Consider the following 20,328-nt stretch of genomic DNA (forward strand, 5'->3'; position numbering starts at 1 on the left):
AGCCCAAGGTAAATAGCCGGTAAAGGCGCTTTTCTTAAACTGCTCCAGTGCTTATCTTTCAGCCTCCCAAAGAAGAAGCTCTCGCGCCCAATGGTTGATCACTCCATGCAATCCTCCCCCCGCAACTCCCGCCGCTGGCTGTTCGGCCTGCTTGTGCTGCTGGTTATCGCCGGCCTGTGCTGGAAATTCTGGCCCGGCAGTAGCGCCCACAAGGACGCAGCGGCGGGGCACACCAGCAAAACCGGCATGGCCCGCCCGGGCTTCGGCGGGTCCACCGGCCCGGTGCCGGTGCGTGTGGCGCCGGCGGTGCTGGGGGAGTTCCCGGTGTACTACAAGGCGCTGGGCACGGTCACCGCGCTCAACACCATCAATGTGCGCAGCCGGGTCGGTGGGGAGCTGGTCAAGATCGCCTTTGAAGAGGGGCAGATGGTCAAGGCCGGCGACCTGCTGGCGGAAATCGATCCGCGCAGCTACCAGAACGCCTTGCTCCAGGCCCAGGGCACGCTGCTGCAGAACCAGGCGCAGTTGAAAAACGCCCAGGTTGACGTGCAGCGTTATCGCGACTTGTACAAGCAGGACAGCATCGCCAAGCAGACGCTGGACACCGCCGAAGCGCTGGTCCTGCAATACCAGGGCACGGTCAAGACCAACCAGGGCGCGGTGGATGACGCGAAGCTCAACCTCGAATTCACCAAAATCCGCGCGCCGATTGCCGGCCGCGTCGGCCTGCGTCAGCTCGACGTCGGCAACCTCGTCGCGGCCAACGACACTACCGCCCTGGCCGTGATCACGCAGACCCAGCCGATCAGCGTGGCCTTCACCCTGCCGGAAAACACCCTGGACACCGTGCTCGCCCGATACCACGCCGGCAACAAACTGCCGGTTGAGGCCTGGGACCGTGGCGACTTGAAAAAGCAGGCCGTCGGCGTACTGCAAAGCCTGGACAACCAGATCGACGTCACCACCGGCACCCTGAAATTCAAGGCACGCTTCGATAACAAGGATCAGGCACTGTTCCCCAACCAGTTCGTCAATGTGCACCTGCTGGCCGACACCCTGCGTGACGTGGTGCTGGCACCGTCCGCCGCGATCCAGTTCGGCAACAACGGCACCTTCGTCTACGTGCTCGATGGTGACAGGAAGGTCAAGGTTCAGCCGCTGGTGGTCGGCGATACCGACGGCGACAACACAGTGATCAAAGAGGGCCTGAAGGCTGGCGACCGCGTGGTCATGGAAGGCACCGACCGGCTCAAGGACGGCAGCGAAATCGAAGTGGTCAACGACAGCGCCGAAGTACCGACCACCCCGACCGAACACCTGCAAAGCAAACCTGCGGCCAAAACCGAGAGCGGCGTTAACGCCGGCAAGGCGCAAAAGGTCGGTTCATGAACCTGTCGCGGCTGTTTATCCTTCGCCCGGTCGCCACCACGCTGAGCATGCTGGCCATCGTCCTGGCCGGCATCATCGCGTACCGGCTGCTACCGGTATCGGCCTTGCCTCAGGTGGATTACCCGACGATCCGCGTGATGACCCTGTACCCCGGCGCCAGCCCCGACGTAATGACCAGCGCGGTCACCGCGCCGCTTGAGCGCCAGTTCGGGCAAATGCCCGGCCTAACGCAGATGGCGTCCACCAGCTCCGGCGGCGCCTCGGTGCTGACCCTGCGCTTCAACCTCGACATCAACATGGATGTCGCCGAACAACAGGTGCAGGCTGCAATCAACGCCGCCACCAACCTGTTGCCCAAGGACCTGCCGGCGCCGCCGGTGTACAACAAGGTCAACCCGGCGGACACCCCGGTGCTGACCCTGGCGATCACCTCCAAAACCATGCTGCTGCCCAAGCTCAATGACCTGGTCGACACCCGCATGGCGCAAAAGATTGCGCAGATCAGTGGCGTGGGCATGGTCAGCATCGCCGGCGGCCAGCGCCAGGCCGTGCGCATCAAGGTCAACCCCGAGGCGCTGGCCGCCAACGGCCTGAACCTGTCGGACGTGCGCACCCTGATCGCCGCGTCCAACGTCAACCAGCCCAAGGGCAACTTCGACGGCCCCACGCGGGTGTCGATGCTCGACGCCAACGATCAACTGGTCTCGCCCCAGCAATACGCCGAACTGATCCTCGCCTACAACAATGGCGCGCCGTTGCGTCTCAAGGATGTGGCACAGATCGTCGACGGCGCCGAAAACGAACGCCTTGCCGCCTGGGCCAATGAAAACCAGGCCGTGCTGCTCAATATCCAGCGCCAACCGGGCGCCAACGTGATCGAGGTGGTCGACCGCATCAAGGCGCTGCTACCGAGCATCACGGACAACCTGCCGGCCGGCCTTGATGTGGCCGTGCTCACCGACCGTACCCAGACCATTCGCGCGTCGGTCACCGATGTGCAGCACGAATTGCTGATCGCCATTGCCCTGGTGGTGATGGTCACATTCCTGTTCCTGCGCCGGGTCAGTGCGACCATTATTCCGTCGATTGCCGTGCCACTTTCACTGGTGGGCACCTTTGGCGTGATGTACCTGGCCGGGTTCTCCATCAACAACCTGACGCTGATGGCCCTGACCATCGCCACCGGTTTCGTGGTGGACGATGCCATCGTGATGCTGGAAAACATCGCGCGTTATATCGAGGAAGGGGAGACGCCCATGGCGGCCGCGCTCAAGGGCGCGCGGCAGATCGGCTTCACCCTGATTTCCCTGACGCTGTCGCTGATCGCCGTGTTGATTCCGCTGCTGTTCATGGCTGACGTGGTGGGGCGGCTGTTTCGCGAGTTCGCCATCACCCTGGCGGTGGCAATCCTGATTTCCCTGGTGGTGTCCCTGACACTCACGCCGATGATGTGCGCGCGCTTGCTCAAGCGCGAGCCCGAGGAAGCGGAGCAAAGCCGCTTCTACAAGGCCAGCGGCGCCTGGATCGATTGGCTGATCAACGGCTACGCGCGCATGCTGCAATGGGTACTCAGGCACCAGCCGCTGACCCTGCTGGTGGCCATCGCGACCCTGGGCCTCACCGTGGTGCTGTATCTGGTGGTGCCCAAGGGCTTTTTCCCGGTGCAGGACACCGGGGTGATCCAGGGTGTTTCCGAGGCGCCGCAGTCGATTTCGTTTGCGGCCATGAGCCAGCGCCAACAGGAACTGGCCAAAATCATCCTGGCTGACCCCTCCGTAGAAAGCCTGTCGTCCTATATCGGGGTGGACGGTGACAACGCCACGCTCAACAGTGGCCGTTTGCTGATCAACCTCAAGCCCCACGCCGCACGTGATTTGAGCGCCACCGAGGTGATCGCACGCCTGCAGCCGCAGATCGACAAGCTGGTGGGCATTCGCCTTTTCATGCAACCGGTGCAGGACCTGACCATCGAAGACCGCGTCAGTCGCACCCAATACCAGTTCAGCATGTCGTCACCGGACGCCGAGCTGCTCGCGCTGTGGAGCGGCAAGCTGGTGCAGGCCCTCAGCCAGTTGCCGGAGCTGACCGACGTTGCCAGCGACCTGCAGGACAAGGGCCTGCAGGTGTATCTGGTGATCGACCGCGATGCGGCCTCGCGCCTGGGCGTCAGCGTGTCGACCATTACCGATGCGCTGTACGACGCCTTCGGCCAGCGGCAGATCTCGACCATCTACACCCAGGCCAGCCAGTACCGTGTGGTATTGCAGGCCCAGTCGGGCGAAACCCTCGGCCCGGAGGCGCTGAACCAGATCCACGTGAAAACCACTGATGGCGGCCAGGTGCGGCTGTCGAGCCTGGCCCGGGTGGAACAGCGCCAGGCGCAGTTGGCGATTGCGCACATTGGCCAGTTTCCGGCGGTGATGATGTCGTTCAACCTGGCCCCGGGCGTCGCGCTGGGCAAAGGGGTAGAGCTGATCAACCAGACGCAGAAGGACATCGGCATGCCGGTGGGCGTGCAGACCCAGTTCCAGGGCGCGGCCCAGGCGTTCGAGGCATCGCTGTCGAGCACCCTGCTGCTGATCCTGGCAGCGGTGGTCACCATGTACATCGTGCTTGGCGTGTTGTACGAGAGCTATATCCACCCGATCACCATTCTGTCGACCCTGCCCTCGGCAGCGGTGGGCGCGTTGCTCGCCTTGCTGCTCAGCGGCAATGACCTGGGGATGATCGCGATCATCGGCATCATTTTGCTGATCGGCATCGTGAAGAAGAACGCGATCATGATGATCGACTTCGCCCTCGACGCCGAACGCAACCAGGGCCTTGACCCGCAGACGGCGATCTATCAGGCGGCGCTGTTGCGTTTCCGGCCGATCCTGATGACCACCCTGGCCGCGCTGTTCGGTGCGGTTCCGCTGATGCTCGCCAGCGGTTCCGGCGCCGAGTTGCGCCAGCCCCTGGGCCTGGTGATGGTCGGCGGCCTGCTGGTGAGCCAGGTATTGACGCTGTTCACCACACCGGTGATCTACCTGTATTTCGATCGTCTGGGTCGGCGTTGGCGCAAAGAGCCGCAACGCCTGGAGCCGGTTGAGCCATGAACCTGTCCGGACCTTTCATTCGCCGGCCGGTCGCCACGCTGCTGCTGAGCCTGGCGATCATGTTGTTGGGCGGTGTCAGCTTCAACCTGCTGCCGGTGTCGCCCTTGCCGCAGATCGACTTCCCGGTGATCGTGGTGTCGGCCAGCCTGCCCGGGGCCAGCCCCGAAGTGATGGCGTCCACCGTGGCCACGCCGCTGGAGCGCTCCTTCGGCTCGATTGCCGGCATCACCACCATGAGCAGTTCGTCCAGCCAGGGCTCCACCCGGGTGATTCTGGCGTTCGACTCCGACCGCGATATCAACGGCGCGGCAAGGGAAGTGCAGGCCGCCATCAACGCGTCGCGCAACCTGTTGCCCAGCGGCATGCGCAGCATGCCCACCTACAAGAAGATCAACCCGTCCCAGGCGCCGGTCATGGTGCTGTCGCTGACCTCGGACGTGTTGCAGAAGGGGCAGCTCTACGACCTGGCCTCGACCATTCTTTCGCAAAGCCTATCCCAGGTGCCCGGCGTGGGCGAAGTGCAGATCGGCGGCAGTTCTCTGCCGGCGGTGCGCATCGAACTGCAACCCAAGGCCCTCGACCAGTACGGCGTGGCCCTGGACGATGTGCGCAACACCATCGCCAATGCCAACCAGCGCCGGCCCAAGGGCTCGCTGGAAGACAGCCAGCGCAACTGGCAGATCCAGGCCAACGACCAACTGGAAAAAGCCAAAGACTACGAGCCGCTGCTGATTCGCTACCAGAATGGCGCGGCCCTGCGCCTGTCGGACGTGGCGACGATCACCGATGGCGTTGAAGATCGCTACAACAGCGGCTTCTTCAATAACGATTCGGCGGTGCTGCTGGTGATCAACCGCCAGTCCGGCGCCAACATCATCGAGACGGTCAGGCAGATCAAGGCGCAGTTGCCGGCGCTGCAGGCGGTGTTGCCGTCCAGCGTCAAGCTCAGCCTGGCCATGGACCGCTCACCGGTGATCACCGCCACCCTGCATGAAGCCGAGATGACCCTGCTGGTCGCGGTAGGCCTGGTGATTCTGGTGGTGTACCTGTTTCTCGGCAATTTCCGCGCGTCGCTGATCCCGACCCTGGCGGTGCCGGTGTCGCTGGTGGGCACCTTCGCGGTGATGTATCTCTATGGGTTCTCGCTGAACAATTTTTCGCTGATGGCGCTGATTCTCGCCACCGGCCTGGTGGTGGACGATGCCATCGTGGTGCTGGAGAACATCTCACGGCATATCGACGAAGGTGTGCCGCCGATGAAGGCAGCGTACCTGGGCGCTCAGGAAGTGGGCTTTACCTTGCTGTCGATGAACGTGTCGCTGGTGGCGGTGTTCCTTTCCATCCTGTTTATGGGCGGCATCGTCACCAGCCTGTTTCGTGAGTTCTCGATCACCCTGTCGGCGGCGATCATTGTGTCGCTGATTGTCTCGCTGACCCTGACCCCGATGCTCTGCGCTCGCTGGCTCAAGCCCCAGGTCAAGGGCCGCATGACCGGGCTGCAGCGCTGGAGCCAGAAGGTCAACGACCGCATGGTAGCCGGCTATGCCACCAGCCTGGACTGGGTGCTGCGCCATCGGCGCCTGACATTGATCAGCCTGCTGCTGACCATCGGCGTGAACGTCGCGCTGTATGTGGTAGTGCCCAAGACCTTCATGCCCCAGCAGGACACCGGCCAGTTGATCGGCTTCGTGCGCGGTGACGACGGCCTGTCGTTCAGCGTGATGCAGCCAAAGATGGAGACCTTCCGCAAGGCGGTGCTCAAGGACCCGGCGGTGCTCAGCGTGGCCGGCTTTATCGGCGGCAACAACGGCACCAACAACGCGGTGATGCTGGTACGCCTCAAGCCGATTGCCGAGCGCAAGGTGTCCGCCCAGGCGGTGATCGAGCGCCTGCGCAAGGACGTGCCGCTGGTGCCGGGCGGGCGCCTGTTTCTGATGGCCGACCAGGATCTGCAATTTGGCGGCGGTCGCGACCAGACCAGCGCGCAATACTCCTACATCCTGCAAAGTGGCGATCTTGCCGCGCTGCGGCTGTGGTACCCGAAAGTGGTCGCCGCCTTTCGTACGTTACCGGAGCTGACCGCCATCGATGCCCGGGAGGGCCGGGGGGCGGCGCAGGTCACGCTGATTGTCGACCGCGACCAGGCCAAACGGCTGGGCATCGACATGGACATGGTCACGGCGGTGCTCAACAACGCCTACAGCCAGCGGCAGATTTCCACCATCTATGACAGCCTCAACCAGTACCAGGTGGTAATGGAGGTCAACCCCAAATATGCCCAGGACCCCATCACCCTCAACCAGATGCAGGTGATCACCGCCGATGGCGCACGGGTGCCGTTGTCGACCATTGCCCATTACGAAAACAGCCTGGCCAATGACCGGGTCAGCCACGAGGGCCAGTTCGCTTCGGAAAACATCGCCTTCGACATGGCCCCCGGAGTCACGGTGGAGCAGGGCACGGCCGCGATCGAACGGGCGATTGCCAAGGTCGGCTTGCCCGAAGATGTGATCGCCAAGATGGCCGGCACCGCCGACGCTTTCGCCGCCACGCAGAAAGGCCAGCCGTTCATGATCCTCGGTGCGCTGGTGGCGGTGTACCTGGTGCTGGGCATTCTGTACGAGAGCTACATTCACCCGCTGACGATTCTTTCGACGCTGCCGTCGGCCGGGGTCGGCGCCATGCTTGCCATCTACCTGACTGGAGGCGAGTTCAGCCTGATCTCCCTGCTCGGGCTGTTCCTGCTGATCGGCGTGGTGAAGAAAAACGCGATTTTGATGATCGACCTGGCGTTGCAACTGGAGCGCAACGACGGCCTGGGCCCGCTGGAGTCGATTCGCAGCGCCTGCCTGCTGCGTCTGCGGCCGATTCTGATGACCACCCTGGCGGCCATCCTCGGCGCCTTGCCCTTGTTGCTGGGCAGCGGCGACGGTGCGGAAATGCGCCATCCGCTGGGCTTGACCATCATCGGCGGCCTGGTGTTCAGCCAGGTCCTGACCCTTTACACCACCCCGGTGGTCTACCTCTATCTCGACCGCGCGCGCCACCGTTTCAACGCCTGGCGTGGCGTGCGTACCGATGCTGCCCTGGACTCTGCGCTATGACCGATTCAACGTTTGCTCAATGCGCCATGTTCCGTGGGTCCCGCGTGGCGAGCCTTTTGCTGTGCGGCCTGTTGCTCAGCGCGTGTGCCATTGGCCCCGATTACAAACGCCCGGAGGTGATCGAGCCGGCCCAGTTCAAGGAAGCCCAGGGCTGGCGCCAGGCCACGCCGAGCGATTCCCTGGCCCGTGGCGCCTGGTGGGAGCTGTACGGCGACCGCCAGTTGAATGACCTGGTGACGCGTCTGAACACCTCCAACCAGACCGTGGCCCAGGCCGAAGCACGTTTCCGTCAGGCCCAGTCGCTGGTGCGCAGCGCCCGTGGCGCGTTTTACCCCAGTGTCGACCTGAGCGTCGGCAAGACCCGCGCAAGCCAGGGCACCGGCAGCAGCAACGCGAGCCTGAGCAGTTCCAGCAGCGGTATCCGCGACACCCTTAACGCGCAGTTGGGCGTGAGCTGGGAGGCGGACGTGTGGGGCAAGTTGCGCCGAGGCCTGGAGGCCAACGAGGCCAGCGCCGAAGCCAGCGCTGCGGATCTCGCCGCAATGCGCCTGAGCCAGCAGTCGGAGCTGGTGCAGAGCTACCTGCAATTGCGCGTGATGGATGAACAGACGCGCCTGTTGCAAGCCACACTGGACACCTATCAGCGCTCGTTGCAGATGACCGAAAACCAATACCGCGCCGGCATTTCCGGCAAGGACGCGGTCGCCCAGGCACAAACCCAGCTCAAGACCACCCAGGCCAGCCTGATCGACCTGATCTGGCAACGCGCGCAACTGGAAAACGCTATCGCCGTGCTGGTCGGCGAGGCGCCGGCCAACTTCAACCTGGCGGTGAGCAAGGACATTCCCGCGTTGCCGCAAATCCCGGTAAGCCTGCCTTCGCAACTGCTGGAACGCCGCCCGGACATCGCATCGGCCGAACGCTCGGTGATCGCCGCCAACGCCAATATCGGCGTGGCCAAGGCCGCCTACTACCCGGACTTGAGCCTGAGCCTGGCGGGCGGGTATACCAGCAGTACCTATGCCGACTGGATCAGCCTGCCGAACCGCTTCTGGTCGGTGGGGCCCAAGCTTGCGATGACCCTGTTCGACGGCGGCCAGCGCTCGGCCGAGGTCGACCGCACCGTGGCCTCCTACGACGAGACCGTGACCAAGTACCGCCAGACGGTGCTGGATGGGTTCCGCGAAGTGGAAAACTACATGGTGCAGCTCAAGGTGCTGGAAGACGAGGCCGTGGTCAGCAACGAAGCGCTGGACGCCGCGCGTGAGTCGTTGCGGTTGACGCAGAACCAGTACAAGGCAGGGTTGATTGCGTATCTGGATGTGGTGACGGTGCAGGCGACCGCGTTGAGTAATGAGCGGACGGTGTTGACGTTGCTGCAGACGCGGTTGGTGGCGAGTGTGCAGTTGATTGCGGCGCTGGGTGGGGGGTGGGATGGGGTTACTGCATCTGGGGGGAGTGATTGGGTGTATAGCCGTTATTGGGGGATGGCTACTGGCGGTTCCGCCCTTACGGCGGGTCACTTTGGAAAAGCCCCAAAGTAACCAAAGGGCTCTTGCCCCAACACTTGGTGCCTCGCCTAGGCTCGGCATGCCCTCACTCCGGCTTTGGAGCGTGGGTAACCCGGCGTCCTGCCGGGTTACCCACGCTCCAAAGCCTGCGTTCGGCCAGCATGTTTGACGGGGCGCCTCAGATCAAAAGCAAAAGCGCGGCGGCCTTAGAGCCGACCGGGGTTTTTCTACCTGGCGCTGTTCAAAATGTGGGAGGGGGCTTGCTCCCGATGGCTGAGTGTCAGTCAGCTTATGGGTAGCTGACCCACTGCTATCGGGAGCAAGCCCCCTCCCACAGTTGATCTCCATTTGTCTGTTGGATATCACACTGCTTTTGCTTTGCTTTGGCTTTTGATCTTGATCTCAAGCGCCCCGTCAACCACCCTGGCCGCACGCAGGCTTGAATCCGTGGGTAACCCGGCAGGACGCCGGGTTAGCCGCACTGGGCCATGGATGGCCCATTGCGGCGGCCCACGGATTCAAGCCTGCGTGCGGGCACACCGAGCCCTAGCGAGGTGCCGAGTGGTTGTGCAAGAACCCTTTGGTTACTTTGGGGCTTTTCCAAAGTGACCCGCCGTAAGGGCGGAACCGCCAGCAGCCATAACCGCAGCAACGGATATGTAACCTACCAGCCGGCCAGCCACCCACCACACTTCGACCCAGCCCGAAGCATCCCCCCTCACCAATTCCCTATAGTCACAGGCTCTCTCAGCCCAGCGCTGCCACCCAAGGAAACCGCCATGACTTCGTCCATCGACCCTGGCCTGCTGGATATCTACGAATCCTGGCACTCCACCGTCTGTGCCGGCGACCTGGCCGCCACCGCCGCGCTCTATGCCGAAAACGCAGTGTTCGAAACGCCGCTGGTGCTGGCCATCTACCCCGATCACGGCAGCGGCGTGCTGGAAGGACGCGCCACCATCCAGCGCTTCATGGAAGACAGCAAACGCAAGTTCCCCAGCGACCTCGCCGAGTGGTATCGCAGCGACAAGGCCTTCATCAACGGGCGCAACCTGACCTGGGAATACCCGCGCAAGACGCCCAAGGGCGAGCAGGTCGATTTGATGGAAATGATGGAAATCGAAAACGGTCTGATCACCTACCACCGTGTGTACTGGGGCTGGTACGGCGTGCGTTTGCTGGCGCGGGCGTTGTGAGCTTCAGTCGTTCGGTGGCCATCATCGGTGGCTCGGTCACCGGCGTTGCGGCCTTCATTGCGCTGGTGCGCACAGGGAAAGTCCGGCGTATCGACCTGATCGATCCCCAGGGGCTCGCCGATTCGATCGCCTTTACCGCCGCCGAGCAGGGGCTGTTGTGCAACACCTCGGTGCAGACGATGTCGGTGCTCGACGATGACCCGCAGGACTTCCAGCGTTACCTGCACGGCCAGGGCATTGCCGCCAGTGAGGACGGTTTTGTGCCCAGGGCCTGGGTGTCGGGCTACCTCAAGCAGCGCTACGCGGAGTATCGCGACCTCGCCGAGGCGCAGGGCATCGAGCATCGGGTCGTGCGCGCGACGGTGCGGCGTATCGAGCCGGTTGCTCCCGGTCGCTATCAATTGCAACTGAACGATGGCGCCGACATCAGCGCCTCGGCGGTGCTGGTGTGCACCGGCAGTGCGGCTCCCTGCGTGCCGCCGCAGGTGGCGGCGCATGTGGGCGCGCCGGGTATTTTCACCTCGCCTTATCCCACCGGCGCCTGGTTGCAGCACTTGCATGCGCCGTCACGGGTGCTGGTGCTCGGCAGCCGCCTGTCCGCTGTCGACAGCGCACTGCTGCTTTGCGGTGCGGGGCATCGCGTATTGATGGCGTCACCCTCCGGGCGCTTGCCCAGCGTGCGCACGGCCACGCCACGGCGCAGCGCGGTTGCGCTGGATGAGGCGCGATTTGCCCGGCTCGACCTGGAAAACCCCAAGCTGTACTGGCATCTGCTGCGCCTGCTCGTAAAGGCGGCCAAGGCCATCAACGGGCGTTCGCTGCGCGAGCAGATAGATCGCAGCCGCGATCCGGCTCAACGTCTTCGCGGTGAAATCGCCCTGGCCAGCCGTGGCGCGACAGACTGGCAAAACCTGCTGGTGCACTGCATGGACCTGGCGGACCTGAAACTGCGCGCTGCACCCGCGACGGTACGCATGGCCGCACTGCAAAACTGCTGGGAAGCGGTGGGGCGCTATCTGTTCGCGGTGCCCCTGCAAACCGCCGTCACCCTGTCGCAGTGGATCGACGAAGGCCGCCTGCAACTGGCCGCACATGTGCCCACCCGGCTTGAGTGGCAGGGCCAGTGGATAGCCCATGACGACCATGGCAACAGCCACGCGGTCGACGCCGTGGTGTGTGCCAGCGGTTTTCACAAACAACCGTTTCACGCCACGCCCGAGGCCCTTGAATTACAGGCACCGGCCGGTCCCCCTGCATCCCTCCGGTGGTCTCTGCTCAATTGCAGGTCAGCCTGCCGGGTGCTGACCGGCCGGACAACATCTGGCTGCTGGGCGTGGCGTCCTACCTGGCGGCGCCGATGGTCAATTCGGTGTACCAGTCGGTGCGCCAGGCAGCCGAGGTGGCATTGATGCTCAGCGAACACCCGGCCTTCAGCGACGAACAGGCAAGCGAGGCAGTGGCATGAAAGTGTATGGCGACCGAGGCTCAAGCAACACCCGGCGGGTGCTGACCACCGCCGCTTATCTGGGGCTGGACGTTGAATTCGTCTTCCTCGACCTGTTCAGCGGCCAGAACCGTACGCCGGAGTACCTGGCCCTTAACCCCAACGGCACCATTCCGACCTTCGTTGACGGCGATGTGGTGCTGTTCGAGGCCTCGGCCATCATGATCTATCTGGCCGAGCGGGCCGGTTCTGCACTGCTGCCCGAGGGCAAGGCGAAGTATGAAACCCTCAAGTGGATGTTCTGGGCCGCCGAGCATTTTCGTCGCGGGCCCACGGTGCTGATCGAGCAGCGCTTTATGGAACGCCTCAAGGGCCATGCCGAAAACCCTACGCTGGTGGCCGAGGCGCTGCACGCGATCCATCGCTACACGGCGGTGCTGGACGAGCATCTGCGCACCCGTACATTCATGGTCGGCGACGCCCTGACCCTGGCCGATATCGACCTGGCGGCGCCGCTGAGCCATATCCCGCGCACCCAGGCGCCGTTCCTCGAGTATCCCCATGTGGCGGCCTGGTACGCGCGCATCAACGCGATACCGGCCTGGCAGCAGAGCGGGGCGGCGCAGGAGCGGCGTATCGTGGACATCGAGGGGCTGTTCAGCGCGCAACCCGCTTGAGGATCACGCCGTGGTCAGGACGCGCAGCGGCGCTTCGAGATGGCGCAGGTGCTCAATCCCCAGGTGGGTCTTGAACGCACGCCAGCCGGCCACGGTGACAAACACGGCACGGGTGCCCGCCTGCCGACGCAGCCAGCCCAGTTGGGTAAAGGTATCCAGCAGATGGCTGCCGAGCGGGCCGGCGATATGGTGCTCGCGTTCGGTCCAGTCCAGGCAGCGCCGGGCCTGCACATGGTCCTGAAAGCACGGTTCGCCGCTTTCCGGGTTCAGCGATTGCAGCCATTCGATGCCGCGCAGGCTCAGCACGTATTCGCGCTCGTTGCGCTCCAGGATATAGCCGCGCTCCAGCATGCCCTGAGTCACGGCCACGCCGACCTGACCGGCCAAATGGTCATAACAGCAACGTGCGAAGCGCAGGTCATGGGCCGTGCGATTGGGCAGGCTGCGCCACGAACTGGTTTGCGGGGACACCGCAGCCAGGCTTTCCAAGACATGGGAAACGTCGGGCCCAGCCAACTGATAGAAGCGATTGCGGCCCTTGGTTTCAACGGTAAGCAGGCCGCCGTCGAGCAATTTCGCCAGGTGCGAGCTGGCAGTCTGCGGCGTCACGCCGGCCGCATCGGCCAGGGCGCTGGCCGACAGCGCACTGCCGTCGGCGAGGGTGATCAGGATCACCGCGCGCACCGGTTCGGCGATCAGGTAGGCGATGGATGAAATTTTAGGTTGGGTCATTCCCTTGAACTCCGCGCTGTGCCGTGTGATATCAGGGCCGAGGATGACACAAACACCAACACTTCGACACGCCTCGAAGCGTTTATCGGGAAAAGCTGCTTATAGTCACGCCGCAATTATGTCGCCAGGGACACACGCAGCCATGGAACTCAGCACGCGCTATCAACGACAGGTACTGATCGCCACCAGCCTCAGCTACGTGGTCGTCATCCTCGATACCTCAATCGTCAACGTGGCGCTGGAATCCATCTCCACCACCTTCGGTTCGGACATCACCGGGCTGCAATGGGTGATCAACGCCTATACCCTCACATTTGCCAGTCTGCTGCTCACCGGCGGCCTGCTCGGCGACCGCTTCGGCGCGAAAAAAATCTACGCCCTGGGCCTTGGCCTGTTTGCCCTGGCGTCTGCGCTGTGTGGCCTGGCCACAGACCTCCCAGAACTGGTTGGCGCCCGCGTGCTGCAGGGGCTGGGCGCGGCGTTGCTGGTGCCGTGCTCGTTGATGCTGATCAACAGCGCCTATCCGCAGTCCCATCAGCGCGCCAGCGCCATCGGTGTGTGGGCCGGCTGCGGCGGCATCGCCATGGCCGCCGGGCCTTTGGTGGGCGGGGTGCTGATCGAACTGTTCGGCTGGCGCAGCATCTTCCTGATCAACGTGCCGATTGCCTTGATCGGCGTATGGCTCACCTCACGCATCCCGCACGCTGCGCCACTGGCGCCCAACCGGCACCTGGACTTCACCGGGCAAATCGCGGCGATTATCGCGCTGGGCTCCTCGGTGGCCGTGTTGATCGAAGGTGCCAGGCTGGGCTGGAGTTCCGAATGGGTCTATGCGGGCGTGTTCGTCGCGTGCATCGCCTGGTGTGTGTTCCTGGTCACCGAAAGCCGCCACAAGGACCCGATGCTGCCGCTGCAGTACTTCCGTAATTCGACTTTCTCCGGCGCGACCTTTCTATCGATGGCCTCGGCCCTGGTGTTCTACGGGCTGTTCTTCCTGCTCAGCCTTTACTTCCAGACCCATCGCGGCTGGTCACCTTTGGAAACCGGGCTGGCCTTTTTACCCCTGACCGCCATGGTCACCCTCGGCAGTTTCACCTGCGGTCGCCTGACCCGTGCCTACGGCCCACGCGCCGTGCTGGTGGCAGGTTTCGGCTTGTACACCCTGGGCTTTATCGGCCTGTTCGCCCTGGCCGGTGACGCGCCGTACTGGCGTATCGCGCTGTGCTATCCGGCAGTCGGTTTCGGCGCGGGGATCATCACCCCGGCCGCCACCTCCGTACTGATGAGCGTGGTCGACCGCGCCAAGGCCGGCGTCGCCGCCGGCACCCTGAATGCCAGCCGGCAAAGTGGCTCGGCGTTTGGCGTGGCGATCTTCGGCGCCTTGCTCACCTCGGTTCAGCCGCTGGACGACGCCATCGAGGTCGCGGTCGGCGTCGCGATCGGCCTGTCGCTGCTGGCCATGTTGCTGTGTGTCCTGATGCTCAAGGCTCCGCTTGTGCAGACCGTGGAAAGTTGATGCACCACCATCCGTAACGGCATCACCCGTAACAGCCAACGCTCGGCACGCCTTCGTGATCATCGCGAGGCGTTGCTGCATCTGAAAACATCATCAATTAGGGATAGTGATCATGAGTGTTCTCTCTGCAGCTGCAGTGGTAGACATGGCGGGAATCGGCATCGGTCCGGCCAACCTGAGCCTGGCGGCACTGGCCCGGCCCCATGCGGGCATCAGCTCGGCCTTCTTCGAGCGCAGCAGCGAGTTCCAGTGGCATGCGGGCATGATGGTGCCCGAGGCCAGGTTGCAGGTGCATTACCTCAAGGACCTGGTCAGCCTGGTCGACCCCTCCAACCCGCTGTCCTTCCTGGCCTACCTGTCGAAGAAAAAGCAGCTGCTGAGCTTCATCAACGCCAATTTCGATCAAGTGCTGCGCCGCGAATTCAACCAGTACTACCGCTGGGCGTGCAGCCAGTTGCCCAACCTGCAGTTCAACCGCGACGTGCGTTCGGTGACCTTCGAAAACGGCCTGTTCATGCTCAAGGGCGATACCTGGATGCAGCCGGCGCGCAACCTGGTGCTGGGCACCGGGCAACAACCGTCGGTGCCGGCGTTTGCGCAGGCGCACCTGGGCGACACGCTGTTTCATGCCTCGCAGTACATGACCCGCAAGCGTTCGCTCAAGGACAAACGCGTGGTGGTGATCGGCGGCGGCCAGACCGGTGCCGAGATCATCCAGCATCTGCTGTCCGACACCAGCGCACTGCCGGCCAGCGTGACTTGGGTGTCGCGGCGCTGGAATTTCGCGCCGCTGGACGAGTCACCGTTTACCAACGAGCTGTACACCCCGCAGTACAGCGACCATTTCTTCGCGCAGCCCGAGGCCGTGCGCCAACCGCTGCTGGCCGAGCAAAAGCTGGCCAGCGACGGCATCTCGCAATCGCTGTTGCAGTCGATCTATCGGCGCCTGTACGAACTCAAGCATGTGCTGCATCACCCTTGTCAGGTCCGCCTGCTGCCAGGTCGCGAGCTGACCGCCGTGCAGCCCCGCGCGCAGCACTGGAACCTGGCGCTGCTGCACGGGCACAGCCAGGCCCGTGAGGAACTGAACGCCGACGTCGCTGTGCTGTGCACCGGCTACGCCTACCAGATGCCGGCGTGCCTGGAAGCGCTCGAACCGCGCATCGCCCGGCGCAATGGCGAGTACGTGTTCAACCCGGACTACTCGGTGCAATGGGACGGCCCGCAGGGTTCGGCGCTTTATGTGCAAAACGCCGCGCGCAGCCAGAAAGGCATCGCCGACCCCAACCTGGGCCTGATCCCCTGGCGTTGCGCGCACATCATCAACAGCGTCAGTGGCCAGCCCCTCTACGACCTGGACGAGCCCGAAGCGTGCGTTCAGTGGGGCGCCAGCGCTGCCTTCGACGACGTCAGCGATGGGCGGTTCGATCGCCTCGCCGCCGTCGCCAACTAGACCCAGGAGTCCCGCCATGGAACCCATCACACTTCCCCCCAACGGCAACGCCCCGGTGATTCGCGAAACCGAGGAACCTGTGCCGCTGCAAGGCGTGCACCTGTACCTGCACCACTTTTCCGGCCGGCTGACCAACGCGCCGATCCAGTCCTCGCGCTTCACCATCGAGCCCGGCTGCGGTACTGAAGAAGACAAACACGCGGTGAACGAAATCTGGTTTATCAGCGGTGCCGATCTGGAGGTGTATTACGACGGCACCTGGCACGCGGTAAAAAATGGCGGCAGCGTGTATTTCGAGCCGTGGCGCCCGCATTTTGTGCGCAATAACAGCACCACCCAGGCCCAGGTGTTTTCGGTGTGGTGGGCATGAGTCGGCAGGTTGATTTTGACCTGGTGATTGTCGGCGGCGGCATTATCGGCGCCTGGGCCTTGCACCACGCCGTGCAGCGTTACCCGCACTGGCGGATCCTGCTGATCGACCGCTACCGCATCGGCGACGGCGCCACCGCGCATTCGGCGGGCGTGCTGCTGGCCACCGGCAAGTCCGAGCGCGAGCGGCGCCTGGCCGGGGAGAGCGCCGGGCTGTATCGCGCGTTGCGTGACCGGCTGGGCCTTCGCACCACCCAGGCGCCGGTGTACTGGCTGGCCCATCACGGGTTCACTGCCGATATCCAGCGCGCCGTGGTCGAGGCGCCCGTGCTGCCGGCCGATGTGTCGGTGCAGGCCCTCGGCGAACGCCTGGGCGCATCGCTGCACATCGGCGCCGACGAATGCCTGTCCAGCGGCGGTACGGCAGAAAGTTACGAGCCGCCGCTGGTGGCGCGGCTGCTGATCAGCCACAGCCTGGCCAGTGCGAATGTGCATTGCCTCGAAGGGGTCGGCGTAGAGGCCATCACCCGCACCAGCATCCGCCTCAGCGACGGCTCCCGCGTGCAGGCGCAGCGCACCCTCATGGCCACCGGTCCGTGGGTCAGCGAGTCGCCCTTTGCCGAGATTGCAGCCGAACACGGCCTGCGCGTGAAGAAGGTGGTGGCCCTGCATATCGACGGCCGGCCACCGGCGGATGCTGCCGCGCTGTTCCTGCCACAATCGGATGCCTACCTGATGCCGTTGCCGGCGCGTAACCAGTGGCTGTTCAGCTTTCGTTGCGACGAATGGGACGTGGCGCCGCGCAAACACGCGCTGGAAATCAACGCCCACGACGTGCAGGTCGCCACCCGCACCCTGGCGCATTACCTGCCCGACCTGGTGGCGCGTTGCCGCGGTGGCCGGGTGTTCTGCGACAGCTACAGCCCCAGCGGCGAGTCGCGGGTCAGCTACCACCCCGAGCAACACCTGGTATTTGCCGGTGCCGGCAGCGGTGCGGGATTTCGCTTGGCCCCCGGCATTGCCCGCGAAGCCCTCGACCTGCTCGTGGCGCACTGGCCCGACACAGCCGCCGCCACTCCTTCCGCTGCCTTGATGGACTGAACCGATGACCGCCACTCCTGCGCAAACCTTCTTCCTGATGCCGATTCCGCCAACGCCCAACGGCCGCCTGCACCTGGGCCACATCGCCGGTCCCTACCTGCGCATGGACATGCTCGCGCGCTACCTGCGCAGCCAGGGTCACCATGTCGACGTGGTGTCGGCAGTGGACGGCTTTGACTCCTACGTGTTGTGGAAGGGCCTGCAGGAGCAACGCGCGCCCGAAGCCGTGGTGCGCGACTACCACGCCCGGATCGCCAATGACCTGCGCGCCCTCGATGTGCAAGTTGATGACTTCCTCGATCTGGTGCAGGGCCCGTATGCCCGCCAGCATGCCGCCAATGCCCAGCGCACGGTGGAGCGGCTGGTGGCGCTGGGCGTCACCGAAAACGTGACCGAGCGCGTGCTGTATTGCCCTGGCACCCGGCGCTATATGGCCGGCGCCTGGCTAGTGGGTCAGTGCCCGTATTGCCAAGCCGGTGCCGGCGGCTACTTTTGTGAAGCCTGCGGCGCGCTGTTCCGCCCGGAAAGCATGCTCAACCCGCAGCCGCGCATGGGCGACAGCCCGCTGCAATGGGTCGAGGTCGAGAGCCTGTTCCTCAAGGTGGCCGACCCCGAGCAGTTGCTGCAACGCATGAGTGCCAGCGGCGCGCCCGCGTCGATCATCGAGGTGATTGCGCGCTTTTTGCAACGTGAAAACGGCCGCGTGCGACTCACCGCGCCCGGTGACTGGGGCGTGGCCTGGAGCGCGGACCGCTTCGGCAACCCACGGGTGCTTTTCGAGTCCGGCTGGGAATACGCGCTGACCTGCGCCGACCGCGCGCTGGAGCAAACCCCTGAGCACGGCCACGCGATGCTGCGCAGCAGTGCTGTGACCACGCTGGTCAGCTTCGGTATCGATAACGCGGTGTTGCTGTTGGCCGGCAGTGCGGCGGTGATGGATGCGTTGCAGGATCACCGGTCGTTCGACTACGTGCTCACCAACTACTTCTACAACCTGCAGGGCGCGAAATTCTCCACCAGCCGCCTGCACGTGGTGTGGGCGGCCGATATCGTCGACCACACCCCGGCCAGCAGCGATGGCGTGCGTTACTTCCTCAGCCGCGAAAGCCCGGAAAACGGCGAAACCAACTTCGCCATCGAAGCATTCATCGAAGTGGTCAACGTGGAACTCGCGGGCGCACTCGACAGCCGTATCGACCTGGCGCTGGCCCACCTCGATCAGCAGCGGCAAGCTATCGAGCCCGAGCTGCGTCCGAGCCTGGACGCGGCCGTCGAACGCCTGGCCCTTGCGTTCCGCCTGGACGCGGTCTCGGTGCGTGACGCCTGGGACGTATTGCACCAGTGGATGCAGTGCCCTGAACTCGACGTGACCGACAGCGCCCACGCCTACCTGTGGCTCAAGGGCCTGGCCTACCTGGCGGCACCGACCATGCCGCGTGTGGCCGCCTACCTGTGGCAGCGGCTGGGCCATGAAGGGCTGCCGAGCCTGCAGGGGTTGTACAGCGCCTCGACGCCCCGCGTGCAGAGTGCGTCGCGCCCGCGTTTCAAGGTGTTGTCGCCCGCCAGCCTCGCACCATGCCTACCCGCCAGCGTGGTGCTCGATGGTGCTCCCGCCCATGCATGAGTCCGCCGACGTCATCGTGATCGGCGGCGGCACCACCGGCACCAGCGCGGCCTGGCACCTGGCGCGGGCCGGTGTGTCGGTGCGGCTGCTCGACAAAGGCGCTATCGCCAGCGGCGCGTCCGGCGCGTCGCCGGGGATCGTGCGTGAGTATTACGCCGACCCCGCCCTGAGCCGGTTGGCGGCGCGCGGGGTGCAGGCGTATCGCGATTGGGCGCAACGCTATCCGGGCGCTTGCGGCTATCGGCGCACCGGTTTTCTTACCGGCATTGCGCCGCGCGAGCAGACCGCGACCCAGGCCAACGTGGCGCGCCTGCACGGCCTGGCATGGCTTTCACCGGCGGCCACACGTGACCTGATCGCCGACCTGCACAGCGATGCGCTGGCCGGTGCGGTGTACGAGCCCGACGCCGGCTATTGCGACCCGCGACAGACCGCGCAGAGCTTTGCTGCGGGTGCGCGCGACCTCGGTGCGGTCATCGAAGAGGGGCGGGCCGTGCAGCGCATCGTTTGCGATGGCGGGCGGGTGATTGGCGTGCACACCGATCGCGGTTTTATCGCCAGCGCCCGCGTGGTCAACGCCGCCGGGCCCTGGGCTGCGCGGCTGGCCGCCGACTGCCAGGCGCCGCTGCCGATCCATGCCACCCGGCAAACCGTCGGTATCGTTCAGACGCCCGGCGCACATCCGCCCATGCCTGGCTACTGCGACCGCGACGCCGGGTTCTACCTGCGCCCCGACACGCCGGGCCGCTACTTCATCGGCTCATTGATCGCCAGTGAAAGCCAACCCATCGACCCGGACGCATTCGAGTGCAGCCTGAGCGATGCGAGTGTGCTGGCCCACCGCGACCGCGCCGCGCAACACCTGACCCGTCTGCTGGATGCGCAACCTGTCGGGCACCGCGTGTCATTCTTCGACAGCACGCCGGATGGCAACCCTATCGTCGGCGCCGACCCGCGCATTGACGGTCTGCTGATTGCCGCAGGGCTGTGCGGGCATGGCTTCAAGTTCGCGCCGCTGTTTGGCGAGGCGATTGCGCAGTGGCTGGTGGAGGGCACGCTGCCTGCCGCGCTGGCACCGTTCGCGCTGGAGCGCTTTATCGGGTGACCCGGCCAC

The 20,328-nt window shown here is 64.6% G+C and carries 14 protein-coding genes; 13 read left to right on the forward strand and 1 reads right to left on the reverse strand.

Annotated elements, in window-relative coordinates; genetic code table 11:
* Positions 1-90: 90 nt before the first annotated feature.
* From VRB54_RS10685 to VRB54_RS10715, 7 genes are all read left to right on the forward strand, one after another.
* Positions 91-1,389, forward strand: coding sequence for an MdtA/MuxA family multidrug efflux RND transporter periplasmic adaptor subunit (locus VRB54_RS10685; RefSeq protein WP_338480776.1), 1,299 nt, complete (start codon positions 91-93; stop codon positions 1,387-1,389).
* Positions 1,386-4,487 (forward strand): MdtB/MuxB family multidrug efflux RND transporter permease subunit, encoded by a 3,102-nt coding sequence (locus VRB54_RS10690; RefSeq protein WP_231423828.1) that lies wholly within the window; start codon positions 1,386-1,388, stop codon positions 4,485-4,487. Before VRB54_RS10685 ends, VRB54_RS10690 begins: the two co-directional genes overlap by 4 nt.
* Positions 4,484-7,591, forward strand: a complete 3,108-nt coding sequence (locus tag VRB54_RS10695) for an efflux RND transporter permease subunit (protein ID WP_338480778.1) — start codon at positions 4,484-4,486, stop codon at positions 7,589-7,591. Before VRB54_RS10690 ends, VRB54_RS10695 begins: the two co-directional genes overlap by 4 nt.
* Positions 7,588-9,135, forward strand: a complete 1,548-nt coding sequence (locus tag VRB54_RS10700) for an efflux transporter outer membrane subunit (protein WP_338480779.1) — start codon at positions 7,588-7,590, stop codon at positions 9,133-9,135. Before VRB54_RS10695 ends, VRB54_RS10700 begins: the two co-directional genes overlap by 4 nt.
* A 746-nt stretch (positions 9,136-9,881) precedes the next feature.
* Positions 9,882-10,298 carry a nuclear transport factor 2 family protein gene (locus VRB54_RS10705; protein ID WP_209981500.1) on the forward strand — a complete coding sequence of 139 codons (417 nt, stop codon included), beginning with the start codon at positions 9,882-9,884 and terminating at the stop codon, positions 10,296-10,298.
* The gene (locus VRB54_RS10710) at positions 10,295-11,707 is read left to right on the forward strand and encodes an FAD/NAD(P)-binding protein (protein ID WP_338480780.1); all 1,413 of its coding nucleotides are present in this window, start codon (positions 10,295-10,297) and stop codon (positions 11,705-11,707) included. Before VRB54_RS10705 ends, VRB54_RS10710 begins: the two co-directional genes overlap by 4 nt.
* Positions 11,708-11,759: 52 nt before the next feature.
* Entirely contained in the window at positions 11,760-12,419 is a 660-nt protein-coding gene (locus VRB54_RS10715; protein ID WP_338480781.1) for a glutathione S-transferase family protein, read from the forward strand.
* Positions 12,420-12,422: 3 nt separating this feature from the next.
* Here VRB54_RS10715 and VRB54_RS10720 read toward each other — a convergent pair whose 3' ends face one another.
* Positions 12,423-13,151 (reverse strand): helix-turn-helix transcriptional regulator, encoded by a 729-nt coding sequence (locus VRB54_RS10720; protein ID WP_338480782.1) that lies wholly within the window; start codon positions 13,149-13,151, stop codon positions 12,423-12,425.
* Positions 13,152-13,293: 142 nt separating this feature from the next.
* Between VRB54_RS10720 and VRB54_RS10725 the strand changes: the two genes are divergently transcribed.
* The 6 genes from VRB54_RS10725 (at position 13,294) to VRB54_RS10750 (ending at position 20,319) form a co-directional block, all read left to right on the forward strand.
* A complete protein-coding gene (locus VRB54_RS10725) occupies positions 13,294-14,667 on the forward strand; it encodes an MFS transporter (protein ID WP_338480783.1) in 1,374 nt (457 codons plus the stop codon).
* 112 nt (positions 14,668-14,779) lie between these two features.
* Positions 14,780-16,120: a lysine N(6)-hydroxylase/L-ornithine N(5)-oxygenase family protein gene (locus VRB54_RS10730; RefSeq protein WP_338480784.1), complete on the forward strand. Its 1,341-nt coding sequence runs from the start codon at positions 14,780-14,782 to the stop codon at positions 16,118-16,120.
* 16 nt (positions 16,121-16,136) lie between these two features.
* On the forward strand, positions 16,137-16,490 hold the full coding sequence (locus VRB54_RS10735) for a cupin domain-containing protein (RefSeq protein ID WP_338480785.1): 354 nt from the start codon (positions 16,137-16,139) through the stop codon (positions 16,488-16,490).
* Positions 16,487-17,590: an FAD-dependent oxidoreductase gene (locus VRB54_RS10740; protein WP_338480786.1), complete on the forward strand. Its 1,104-nt coding sequence runs from the start codon at positions 16,487-16,489 to the stop codon at positions 17,588-17,590. Before VRB54_RS10735 ends, VRB54_RS10740 begins: the two co-directional genes overlap by 4 nt.
* A 4-nt stretch (positions 17,591-17,594) precedes the next feature.
* Complete coding sequence (locus tag VRB54_RS10745; protein WP_338480787.1) at positions 17,595-19,214, forward strand: methionine--tRNA ligase; 1,620 nt, start codon at positions 17,595-17,597, stop codon at positions 19,212-19,214.
* Positions 19,207-20,319, forward strand: coding sequence for an FAD-binding oxidoreductase (locus VRB54_RS10750; RefSeq protein WP_338480788.1), 1,113 nt, complete (start codon positions 19,207-19,209; stop codon positions 20,317-20,319). Before VRB54_RS10745 ends, VRB54_RS10750 begins: the two co-directional genes overlap by 8 nt.
* Positions 20,320-20,328: the final 9 nt, after the last annotated feature.

The sequence above is a fragment of the Pseudomonas trivialis genome, assembly GCF_036864995.1.
In the GTDB taxonomy this organism is placed as follows: domain Bacteria; phylum Pseudomonadota; class Gammaproteobacteria; order Pseudomonadales; family Pseudomonadaceae; genus Aquipseudomonas; species Aquipseudomonas trivialis.